This window comes from Micromonospora foliorum (genome assembly GCF_022229015.1).
Lineage (GTDB): Bacteria > Actinomycetota > Actinomycetes > Mycobacteriales > Micromonosporaceae > Micromonospora > Micromonospora foliorum.
On the sequence record NZ_JAKKFF010000052.1, the window covers coordinates 1 to 11,114 of the forward strand.

The following is an 11,114-nucleotide window of genomic DNA, read 5'->3' on the forward strand; positions in this document are numbered from 1 at the left end:
GCGGCCGCATAGGAGGACAGAAAAAGGGCGAGGAAGGTCGCCCCGTGCACCGCGACCAGGGTGACCATGGCCAGCCCGGCGGCGGCCGCGAACGGGGTGGCCAGGTGCGCCACCCCGGCGACGTGCCCGTCGGCCTGGAGTGGCACGCCCTGCAACAGCGCGGCGAGGAGCACACCCCAGCCCAGCGCGGCGAGGGCGCTGCCGACCACCAGGACGCGGTCCCAGCGGGCGCGGCTCCGCTCGTCGGTGGGCCGGCTGCGTAGCTGCACCCCGACGGTGACCAGGATGACGCCGACCAGGGCGCCGACGACGGCCGGATAGCAGCCGGCGAGCAACTCGCCCTCCAGGAGGGGGAACGCGCCGAAGAGGATGCCCACGGTGGCCACCAACCAGACCTCGTTGCCGAGGAAGAACGGGCCGAGGGCGGTCAGCGCCTCCCGCCGCCCGGCCGGACCGACGCCGCGGGCGAGCAGCAGCCCGACGCCGTAGTCGTAGCCGGCGAGCACCAGGTAGCTGGCGAAGAAGAGGCCGAGCAGGGCGTACCAGGCGAGGTCCACTGGTTACTCCTCAGAGGAGGGCGGGTTCGGGGTGGGCCGGCTCGCTGGGCGGTGCCGGTGGGCGGCCGAGGGCCGGGTCGGCCGCGCCGCGCCTGGCGTGCCGGGCGAGCAGCACCCAGTTGGTGACGGCGAGGGCGCCCAGCAGCAGACTGAACCCGATCAGCGAGGCGAGCATCAGCGGTGCGCTGACCGGGGAGACGGCCTGCTCGGTGGGGAGCAGCCCGTACGCCACCCAGGGTTGGCGGCCGACCTCCCGGGAGATCCAGCCGAGGATCACCGCGACGAACGGCAGCGGCAGGGCGAGCAGGATCAGCCAGAGCGGGAAGCGCAGTCGGATGATCCAGTCCCGGAAGAGCAGGGGCAGCAGGAGCCAGACGCAGCCGAGGGTGAAGCCGATCAGGATCATGAAGCCCAGTCCGACGCTGGCCAGCACCGGCGGGGCGTAGTCGCCGGGGCCGAACCGGCTGGTCCACTCGGCGATCAGGGCCTGGGCCTCCGGGCTGTCGCCGCCGAACTTGGTCGGCTGCACCGCGCCGACCGGGCCGAACTGGGCGAAACCGAAGCCCTGCACCATCGTGATGGCCAGTGCCGCGGTGACCAGGCCGATCCGTAGCGAGGTGCGGAAGAGCGCGAAGTCCGGGGTACGCCGGATCAGGTGCCCGGCGCTGACCGCCGCCATCAGCATCCCGCCGACCAGCAGCGCCGCCGAGACCACGTGCCCGAAGGCCATGCCGAGGCTGGGGTTGGTGAGCAGCGCCCCGAAGTCGGTGAGGTGGGCGATCCCGTCGCGGACCTCGTAACCGACCGGGTTCTGCAGCCAGGAGTTGGCCACCATGATCCAGAACGCCGAGGCGTACGCGGTGATGGCCACGCCCCAGAGCAACGCGAGGTGGACGCCCTTGCCGAGTCGGTGCCAGCCGAAGATCCACATCCCGAGGAACGTGGACTCCAGGAAGAACGCCACAAGCGTCTCGATGGCCAGGGGCGCCCCGAAGACGTTGCCGACGTAGCGCGACAGGCCACTCCAGTTCAGCCCGAACTGGAACTCCATCACGATGCCGGTGGCGATACCGAGCACATAGTTGATCACGTAGAGCTGGCCCCAGTAGCGCGTCAGCCGCTCCCACTTCGGGTTGCCGGTGAGCACCCAGGCGGTCTGCATGCCGACCAGCAGGGTGACCAGCCCGAGCGTGACGACCACGAACAGGAAGTGGATCGAGGTGGTGGTGGCGAACTGCAGGCGGGCGAGGAGCAGGGTGTCCATGACCAGCCCTCCCTAGCGTTGGCTCCCTTGTCGTAGCCACCCTACACGTAGCATCGCTACATGTCTGCCTACTACGCCCTGTCGTAGGTGACATTACTACGCCACGTAGTACTGGGGGAAGATCGCGCTCGACCCTGGATGTAGTGGTCTCGCGGCCCCGGGATGCCCCTCGATCCTGGATCGAGCGCGATCTTGCGAGGGGGGTACGGGCTCGCGGTGCGGGCGCGCGGGCTGGCGCAACCCGCGCGGTTCTGCCCGCGTGGGCTCAGTGGTGCGGTGTGGGCGTCAGCTCAGGAACAGGGTGATCGGCAGGGCGACCAACGTGGTGGCGACCGCGAGGGCGGTGGCACCGAGCACCCGGGGCGGCCGGTCGCTGACCAGCAGGCGCTGCACCCGTACGTCGAGATCCCGGTCGCCCATGCCCAGCGCGCCGGCCGGGGTGATCCGGTGCCCGGCGGCGGCGAACCGGCGTAGCGCCCCCGCCAGCGGGGCTTCGGCATGCAGCTCGCGGGCCTTGTCGTCGGCGCGCATCTCGACCAGCAGGGCGACCCGCTCGTGCGCGTCGCGCACCCAGCCGAACCACGGCAGCGCCCGGCACAGCGCGGTGAACGGCAGTAGCACCAGGTCGTGCCGCTCGTGGGCGTGCGCACGCTCGTGGCTGAGCACCGCGGCCAGCTCGGCCCGGTCCAACAGGCTCAGGGTGCCGGCGCTGACCACCACCTGCGGCTTCACGCCCGGCAGGCAGTACGCGGCGGCGCTCGGATGATCCAGCACCAGCGCGCCCGGCGCGGCCGGGTCGTTCCGGGCGACCAGGGAGAGCAGGTCCCGGTGGCGGCGTTGGGCACGCACGGTGCCGTGGATGCTGCGCACCGTCGTGGTGACCAGCACCGCCCCGATGCCGAAGCCCACGCCGACGCCGGCCAGGTGGAAGGTGCCCACACCGACCGGCAGGGCACCGTGGGCGAGGTCGTTGGCCAGGGCGAGCAGTGCGCTACCGGTCGGCCGCTCGTACGCGCTCAATCCGAGCGCCATCGGCAGGCCCATCGCCGAGAGGCCCAGCGCCAGCCCGACGGCCTGCCAGCAGACGATCGCCACCCGGGGGCTGCGCCACGTCCAGGTGGAGCGCGCCAAGACCTGGGCGGTCAGATAGCAGGCCAGCATCGTGGCGGCGAAGTGCACGGCGTAGGCCATGGCGTGCGCCCTACCGCTCCGCTGCCTCGCCGGCGGGTCGCCGGCCCGCCGGCCCGTCCACCCGATCGGTCAGGGCGTCTGCCCCGCCTGCGTTGCTCCCGGTGGAGCCCGAGCCGGTCAGGCCGGCCTCGCTGCCCAGGGCCGCCCGCAGCACCTCGGCCTCGGTGCCGGTCACCGAGCGGGCGAACCGCACCAGCGCGGCGTCCCGGCTGCCACCCAGGTCGAGGGCGTCGAGCATGAGCTGCGCGATGTGCGCCTCGCGGCTGGCGGCCGGCCGGTACCGCCAGGCCCGACCCTCCCGCTCCCGTTGCACCATGCCCTTGCCGGCGAGTCGGTCCAGCACGGTCATCACCGTGGTGTACGCCAGCTCGCGGCCATCGAGCGCGTCGGCCACCTCGCGCACGGTCACTCCGTCCGACGTGCCGGGAACCACGTCCCACAGCACGTCCATCACCGCACGCTCAAGATCGCCCAACCGAGTCACAAACCAATCCTACCCCCGGTAGTAGACCCCCACCCACCGAGCCGTCCCCGCCCTCACCCCAGCGGTGATCATGGGGTTGGCCGGGCCGAGCGAGATCAAAAACCCGCCAACCCCATGATCACCCAGCCCAAGGGCCGAGGAAAAACGATCACACCCCCTTGGGGTGCCACACCGTCTTCGTCTCCAGCAGCGCCGTCATCCGATCCAGGCCCGGGTCGACCGACCAGTCGTGGTCGGCCGGGGCCGGTCGGAGCACCCGCTTGAGGTTCTCCGCCGCCTTGACCTCCAGGTCGGTGGCGAGCGCGGCGTCGGTGACCCCGGTCAGGTCGATCGCGTTGACGTCCATGTGCGCGGCCAACGTCGGGGCGGTCTCGGTGATCGCGCCGGTGAGGATGTTGACCACTCCGCCGGGCAGGTCGGAGGTGGCCAGCACCTCGGCCAGCGTCACCGCCGCCAGCGGCTCGGTGGGCGAGGCCGCCACCACCACGGTGTTACCGGTGACGATCGCCGGGGCGATCACGCTGACCAGGCCGAGCAGCGCCGGGCGCTCCGGGGCGACCACCGCGACCACGCCGGTCGGCTCCGGGGCGGAGATGTTGAAGTACGGGCCGGCGACCGGGTTGGCGCCGCCGTACACCTGGGCGACCTTGTCGGCCCAGCCGGCGTACCAGACCCAGCGGTCGACCGCGGCGTCCACCTCGTCGCCGGGGATGCCCAGGGCGACGAACTGCTCGCGGCGGCCCTCCAGCATCTCGGCGGCCCGGTAGAGGATCTGACCCCGGTTGTACGCGGTCGCGCCGGCCCAGCCCTTGACGGCGGCGCGGGCGGCGACCACCGCGTCCCGGGCGTCCTTGCGGGAGGCCAGTGACACATTCGAGGACTGCACGAGATACGACCGTCCCGACTCGCTGCGCGGGAACTTCCCGCCGATGAAGAGCTTGTACGTCTTGCGTACCGCGACCCGCTCAGACATTGAGGTAGCCCTCCAGCCCGTGCCGGCCGCCCTCGCGACCGTAGCCCGACTCCTTGTAACCACCGAACGGCGAGGTGGGGTCGAACTTGTTGAAGGTGTTGGCCCAGACCACGCCGGCGCGCAGCCGGTCGGCCATCCACAGGATCCGGGAGCCCTTGTCGGTCCAGATCCCGGCCGACAGCCCGTACGGCGTGTTGTTTGCCTTCTCCACGGCCTCGGCCGGGGTGCGGAAGGTGAGCACCGACAGCACCGGGCCGAAGATCTCCTCGCGGGCGATCCGGTGTGCCTGGGTGACGCCGGTGAAGATGGTCGGCGCGAACCAGAAGCCCCGGTCGGGCAGGTCGCACGGCGGTGACCAGCGCTCGGCGCCCTCGGCCGAACCGGCGTCGGACAGTTCGCGGATCCGCTCCAGCTGGGCGGCCGAGTTGATCGCGCCGATGTCGGTGTTTTTGTCCAGTGGGTCGCCGACCCGCAGTTGGGCCATGCGTCGCTTCAGCGACTCCAGCACCCGGTCGGCCACGTTCTCCTGGACCAGCAGTCGGGAGCCGGCGCAGCAGACGTGCCCCTGGTTGAAGAAGATCCCGTTGACGATGCCCTCGACGGCCTGGTCGATGGGCGCGTCGTCGAAGACAATGTTGGCGGCCTTGCCGCCCAGCTCCAGGGTGAGCTTCTTGCGGGTGCCGGCGACCGACCGGGCGATGGCCCGGCCCACGTCGGTGGAGCCGGTGAAGGCGACCTTGTCCACGCCGGGGTGCTCGACCAGCGCCCGGCCGGTCTCGCCGGCGCCGGTGACGATGTTGACCACGCCGGCCGGCAGGTCGGCCTGCTGGCAGATCTCGGCGAAGAGCAGCGCGGTCAGCGGGGTGGTCTCGGCCGGCTTCAGCACCACCGTGTTGCCCGCGGCGAGCGCCGGGGCGATCTTCCAGGCCAGCATGAGCAGCGGGAAGTTCCACGGAATGACCTGCGCGGCCACGCCGATGGGGCGCGGGTTCGCGCCGAAGCCAGCATGACCGAGCTTGTCGGCCCAGCCCGCGTAGTAGAAGAAGTGCGCGGCGACCAGCGGCAGGTCGACGTCACGGGACTCCCGGATCGGCTTGCCGTTGTCAAGCGATTCCAGCACGGCCAGCTCGCGGGAGCGCTCCTGGATGAGCCGGGCGATCCGGTACAGGTACTTCGCCCGGTCCCGGCCCGGCATCGGACCCCAGACCTTGTCGTACGCCTTCCGGGCGGCGCGCACCGCGCGTTCCACGTCCTGGGCGCCGGCCTCGGCGACCTCGGCCAGCACCTCCTCGGAGGCGGGGTTGATCGACTTGAAGCTGCCACCGTCGGTCGGGTCGACGAACGTGCCGTCGATGAACAGCCCGTACGAGGGTTTGAGGTCCACCACCGAGCGGGACTCGGGGGCGGGGGCGTATTCGAACATCGGCTATCAGTCCAGGGTGAAGTAGTCGGGACCGGAGTAGGTGCCGGTCGTCAGCTTGGTGCGCTGCATGAGCAGGTCGTTGAGCAGGCTGGACGCGCCGAAGCGGAACCAGTCCGGGTCGAGCCAGTCCGGGCCGACGGTCTCGTTGACCATCACCAGGTACTTGATCGCGTCCTTGGTGGTCTTGATGCCACCGGCGGGCTTCACGCCCACCTGCCGCCCGGTCGCCTCGCGGAAGTCGCGGACCGCTTCCAGCATCACCAGGGTCACCGGCATCGTCGCCGCGATCGGGACCTTGCCGGTGGAGGTCTTGATGAAGTCGCCGCCGGCCAGCATGGCCAGCCAGGAGGCCCGCCGCACGTTGTCGTAGGTGGCCAGCTCGCCGGTCTCCAGGATCACCTTGAGGTGGGCGTCCCCGGAGGCTTCCTTGGTGGCCACGATCTCGTCGTAGACCTCCTTGTAGCGCCCGGCCAGGAACGCGCCCCGGTTGATCACCATGTCGATCTCGTCGGCCCCGGCCGCGACGGCGGCCCGGGTGTCGGCCAGCTTGATCTCCAACGGCGCCTGACCGGACGGGAACGCGGTCGCCACGCTGGCCAGGTGCACGCCACTTCCGCGCAGTACCTCGGCCACGTAGGGGACCATCGCCGGGTAGACGCAGACCGCGCCGACGTGCGGGCAGGACGGGTCGGCCGGGTCCGGGCGTAGGGCCTTCGCGGCGAGCGCGCGCACCTTGCCCGGGGTGTCCGCCCCTTCCAGGGTGGTCAGGTCGACCATCCGGATCGCCAGGTCGATCGCCTGGGCCTTGGCGGTGGTCTTGATGGAGCGGGTGCCGAGCTGTGCCGCCCGCTGCTCCGCGCCGACCTGGTCCACGCCGGGCAGGCCGTGCAGGAAGGTCCGCAGAGCGGTCTCGGATCGTCCCAGCTCGGAGAGCTCCGACCGGGCCGACGTCGTTGTCGCCGTCATGCCGAGAAGTCTACGCACCGGACCGCCGAGTGATCTTGCTCACGAGCGCTCGGTGACGCTCCGACGTGAGCGGCGTCCCTGGTCCGACCGCACCCGCACCGCCGCGCGCTACGGACCGGTAGGTTGAGCGATCGTGGACGTACACGTCATTGACCACCCGCTGGCCCAGTCCAGGTTGACTGCCATGCGGGACGCGCGCACCGATTCCTCGACGTTCCGGGCGGCACTGCACGAACTGACCACCATGCTGGTGTACGAGGCGGCGCGCTCCTTCCCCGTCGAGCGGTACCCGGTGCAGACGCCGGTCACCGGCACCGAGGGCACCCGGCTGGCCAACCCGCCGCTGCTGGTGCCGGTGCTGCGCGCCGGGCTGGGCATGGCGGACGCCGCGCTGGGCCTGCTGCCCGAGTCCTCGATGGGGTTCGTGGGCCTGGCCCGCGACGAGGCGACCTACGAGCCTCGCGCGTACATGGAGTCGCTGCCGCGCGACCTGGCCGGGCTGCCGGTGCTGGTGCTCGACCCGATGCTGGCCACCGGTGGTTCGCTGGAGCACTGCTGCCAGCTGCTGGCCGACCGCGGCTGCACCGACATCACCGTGCTCTGTGTGCTCGCCGCCCCGGTCGGCATCGAGCGGCTGGAGCGCTCCGGCCTGCCGTTGCGCCTGGTCACGGCCTCGATCGACGAAGGGCTCAACGACCGCATGTTCATCGTCCCCGGGCTCGGCGACGCCGGTGACCGCCAGTTCGGTGGAATGCCCCGCTTCTGAGGTGATACCCGGTCGGTGCCGGGTCCGGCGGGTCCGTGCGCGAGGTGCGCGGACCCGCTAGCGTCTCCGGCCATGACTGGTGTTGCGCTCGCCGAGGAGTTGTTGCTCCTCGCCTACGACGACACGACCGGCAAGGCGACCATGCCGCGGATCAGCCTGGACCTGGGCATGGCCGCCGCGGTGCTGGTCGAGCTGGCCCTGGCCGGCCGGATCGCGTACGCCGACGGATCCCTTACGGTGATCGACCCGACGCCGACCGGCGAGCCGTTCAGCGACGATGTCCTCAGCCGGATCGCCGCGGACACCCCGCACACGCCGGCGTCCTGGGTGCAGCGTCTGCGGCACGGCCTGCGCGACCGGATCCTCGCCGACCTGTGCCGGCAGGGCGTCGTCCGGGACATCGACGAGACCGAGCTGGGCTTCATCCACGTGCACCGTTACCCGGTCGTGGACACCTCCGTCGAGGCGGAGACCCGGCAGCGGCTGGCCGAGGCACTGACCGGCGCGGCCGCCCCGGACGAGCGGACCGCAGCGCTGGCCACCCTGGTCGTGGTGCTCCGGATGGAGTCCGCGCTCGGCGTGAGCGGCGAGGCCGCCGCCGATGCCCGCCGCCGGTTGACGGAGATCGCCACCGGCGCCGGGTTCTCCGGCGAGGTGAGCACCGACGACTCGGTGGTCCGCCCGTCGGTCGGCCTGGTGGTCGCCGCCCTGGGCAGGGCCGTCGACCAGGCCCTCGGCCCGCGCCGCTGACCGTCGGGTCGACCCCGCTCGGCGTGCCCTTTGCTCTGCACCCGCCCGGGCACCACGGACCGACGGTTGAATGGCGCTTCCGCGGGTGCAGAGCAAAGGGCGGGCTTGTTGTGGGTGGGTGCTGCGAAGTCAGAGCCCAAGGGCAGCGCTGACCTCAGCGCGAAGCGCGGCGACGGCCGACGCCGCCCTGCTGCGGGCCGTCCGGACGTCACCGTCCACGACCGGTTCCACCACCTCCAGGTACGCCTTGAGCTTCGGCTCGGTCCCGGACGGGCGGATCACCACCCGGGCCACCGCGGTACGCAGGATCACCACGTCCGACTCGGGTAGCAGGTCCCGGACGCTGTCCACCGGCTGCCCGAGCAGGGTGGCCGGGGTGACCGCCCGGATCCGGGCCATCGCGTCGGCGATGACCCGCAGGTCGTCCACCCGGGCGGAGAGCTGGTCGGTGTGGTGCACGCCGAACTCGGCGGCCAACTCGTCCAGCCGGTCGGTCAACGAACGACCCTGCGCCTTCAGGCCGGCGGCCAACTCGGCCACGGTCAGCGCGGCGGTGATGCCGTCCTTGTCCCGGACGTGTTCCGGGGCGACGCAGTAACCGAGCGCCTCCTCGTAGCCGAAGACCAGCGGCGCGCTCCCGCCGCCGGCCCGCACGATCCACTTGAAGCCGGTAAGCGTCTCGTCGTAGGGCAGGCCCCGGGCCGCGCACATCGCCCGCAGCAGTGACGACGACACGATCGTGGTGGCGTAGAGCCCGGTCACCCCCCGACGCATCAGGTGGTCGGCGAGCAGGACACCCACCTCGTCGCCGCGCAGCATCCGCCAGCCGTCGCGGTCGTCCCGGACGACCACCGCGCAACGGTCGGCGTCCGGGTCGTTCGCGATGGCGAGGTCCGCGCCGGTGGAGTCGGCCAGGGCGATCAGCCGGTCCACCGCACCCGGCTCCTCCGGGTTGGGGAACGACACGGTGGGGAACGCCGGGTCCGGCTCGGCCTGGTCGGGCACCACCCCGGGGGTCGGAAAACCAGCGCGGGCGAAGGCGGCGGTGAGCACCGCCGCGCCCACCCCGTGCAGTGGGGTGTACGCCACAGTCAGGTCCCGTGGCCCGTCCGGGTCGATCACCGCGGTGGCCCGTTCGACGTACGAGGCGACCAGATCGTCGCCGAGGACCTGACCGGGCTCGCCCAGCGGCACCTGGGCCAGCGGCCCGACCGACCGGATTGCCGCCTCGATGCCGGCGTCGGCGGGGGGCACGATCTGCGCCCCCGCGCCCAACTCGCCACCCAGCTCCGCGCCCAGGTAGACCTTGTAGCCGTTGTCCTGCGGCGGGTTGTGACTGGCCGTGACCATCACTCCGGCCACGCCGCCGAGGTGCCGCACGGCGTACGCCAGCACCGGGGTGGGCAGCGGGCGGGGCAGCAGCAGCGCCGGGCGACCAGCGCCGGTGGCCACCTGGGCGGTGCGCTCGGCGAACTGCCGGGAGCCGTGCCGGGCGTCGTACCCGATCACCAGCGGGCCGGTGCCACCCTGGGCCGCGAGCCAGGTGACCAGGCCGGCAGCGGCCTGGGTGACCACGGCGAGGTTCATGCCGTTCGGGCCGGCGCGCAGCGGGCCGCGGAGGCCCGCCGTGCCGAAGGTCAGCGGGCCGGCGAACCGGTCGGCCAACTCCGGGGCGCTCGCCGGCAGCCCGTCGAGCACCGCCGTCAGCTCGTCCCGGCTGACCGGGTCGGGGTCGTCGGCCAACCAGCGCCGGGCTTGCTCGCGAATGTCGTCGATGTCAGTGGTGTCCGCCGCCATGCCCCTTGATAGCACGGCGACGGATCACCCCTGTGGGTTCCCTCCGGCTCAGCCGTTCCCGGTGAGCTGGAACGTCCGCGCCATCTCGTCGAAGATCGGCTTGCTCTCGGCGAACTTGGCGTCCGTGGCGGTGAGGTAGAACGAGTACGCCTTGCCGTCCTGCGCCACGCCCCGCCAGACGCCGTGCCGCATCACGTCACCCTCGCCGCAGGTGTACTCGAATTCGGCGGCCGGCTTGCTGGCCAGCTCGGTCTCGGTGGAGGAGATCTGGTTGTACGGCTTGACGCAGGAGGTGCTCCTGGTCTTGAGGCCGTTCTCGGCCGTCTCCGCCCAGCGGACCGAGCTGCTGGACCACTTCTCGGTGATGATGCGGACCTTGCGGCCGCTGTCCTGCGGGTCGATGTAGTCGGTGTACGAGCCGCCGGTGGCCTTCTTCCAGCCCTTCGGCACCATGACCTGGATCCCGCGGGCCGTGTGCTCCTGCATCTCGACGGTGGGCGCCGCCGGGGCGGACGCGGTGGGCTGCGCCGCCGGGGTGCTCGGCGGGGTGTCCTCGCCGCCGGAGAGCGCCACCGCGGTGAGCAGCAGCACGACGACCAACCCGCCGGCCGCGGCGAGCTGGACCTTGCGCGGCCAGCCCTTGACCGTGGTGACGAGCTGACCTCCGGTGGCCCGGACCTTGTCCAGGGCGCTGCCGCCCGAAGCGGCCGGGGTGGTGGCCCAGGGCTGACCGGTGCCCGGCACCGACCACTGGTTGCCGCCGCCGTAGGTGCCGCCGATGCGCTGGGTGGCCTCCGGTGCGCCGCCGTACCCGACCTGCTGGGTGGCATCGGCCGGGTTGCCGTAGCTGACCCGCTGGGTGGCGTCGGGGTGCCCGCCGGCGTCCACCCGCTGGGTGGCGTCGGCGTTGCCGCCGTAGGTGCGCCCGGCCGCCGGCCGGCCG

11 protein-coding genes are annotated in these 11,114 nt (G+C 72.1%); 2 read left to right on the top strand and 9 right to left on the bottom strand.

All coding sequences use genetic code 11. The features are described 5' to 3' along the window. From PSH25_RS04765 to deoC, 7 genes are all read right to left on the bottom strand, one after another. The coding region (locus PSH25_RS04765; RefSeq protein ID WP_238657843.1) for a cytochrome d ubiquinol oxidase subunit II at positions 1-557 on the bottom strand (557 nt) is incomplete at its 3' end. Positions 558-567: 10 nt separating this feature from the next. Continuing rightward, positions 568-1,821, bottom strand: a complete 1,254-nt coding sequence (locus PSH25_RS04770) for a cytochrome ubiquinol oxidase subunit I (protein ID WP_238657844.1) — start codon at positions 1,819-1,821, stop codon at positions 568-570. Positions 1,822-2,106: 285 nt separating this feature from the next. Next, positions 2,107-3,012, bottom strand: a complete 906-nt coding sequence (locus PSH25_RS04775; protein ID WP_238657845.1) for a M56 family metallopeptidase — start codon at positions 3,010-3,012, stop codon at positions 2,107-2,109. Positions 3,013-3,022: 10 nt separating this feature from the next. Continuing rightward, positions 3,023-3,496: a BlaI/MecI/CopY family transcriptional regulator gene (locus PSH25_RS04780; RefSeq protein ID WP_238657846.1), complete on the bottom strand. Its 474-nt coding sequence runs from the start codon at positions 3,494-3,496 to the stop codon at positions 3,023-3,025. A 148-nt stretch (positions 3,497-3,644) separates the two neighbouring features. After that, positions 3,645-4,469 (bottom strand): aldehyde dehydrogenase family protein, encoded by an 825-nt coding sequence (locus PSH25_RS04785; protein ID WP_238657847.1) that lies wholly within the window; start codon positions 4,467-4,469, stop codon positions 3,645-3,647. After that, positions 4,462-5,892 (bottom strand): aldehyde dehydrogenase family protein, encoded by a 1,431-nt coding sequence (locus PSH25_RS04790; RefSeq protein ID WP_238657848.1) that lies wholly within the window; start codon positions 5,890-5,892, stop codon positions 4,462-4,464. Before PSH25_RS04790 ends, PSH25_RS04785 begins: the two co-directional genes overlap by 8 nt. 6 nt (positions 5,893-5,898) lie before the next feature. Further along, a complete protein-coding gene (gene deoC / locus PSH25_RS04795) occupies positions 5,899-6,858 on the bottom strand; it encodes a deoxyribose-phosphate aldolase (protein WP_238657849.1) in 960 nt (319 codons plus the stop codon). Positions 6,859-6,991: 133 nt separating this feature from the next. Here deoC and upp point away from each other — a divergent pair, with 133 nt between their 5' ends. Both upp and PSH25_RS04805 read left to right on the top strand, forming a co-directional pair. Beyond that, positions 6,992-7,624: a uracil phosphoribosyltransferase gene (gene upp, locus PSH25_RS04800; RefSeq protein ID WP_109819875.1), complete on the top strand. Its 633-nt coding sequence runs from the start codon at positions 6,992-6,994 to the stop codon at positions 7,622-7,624. Between the two features lie 72 nt (positions 7,625-7,696). Further along, a complete protein-coding gene (locus tag PSH25_RS04805) occupies positions 7,697-8,374 on the top strand; it encodes a GOLPH3/VPS74 family protein (RefSeq protein WP_238657850.1) in 678 nt (225 codons plus the stop codon). Between the two features lie 129 nt (positions 8,375-8,503). Here PSH25_RS04805 and PSH25_RS04810 read toward each other — a convergent pair whose 3' ends face one another. Continuing rightward, positions 8,504-10,171 carry a phospho-sugar mutase gene (locus tag PSH25_RS04810; protein ID WP_238657851.1) on the bottom strand — a complete coding sequence of 556 codons (1,668 nt, stop codon included), beginning with the start codon at positions 10,169-10,171 and terminating at the stop codon, positions 8,504-8,506. A 48-nt stretch (positions 10,172-10,219) separates the two neighbouring features. After that, on the bottom strand, positions 10,220-11,114 hold an 895-nt coding region (locus PSH25_RS04815; RefSeq protein ID WP_502361343.1), incomplete at its 5' end, for a serine/threonine kinase C-terminal domain-containing protein.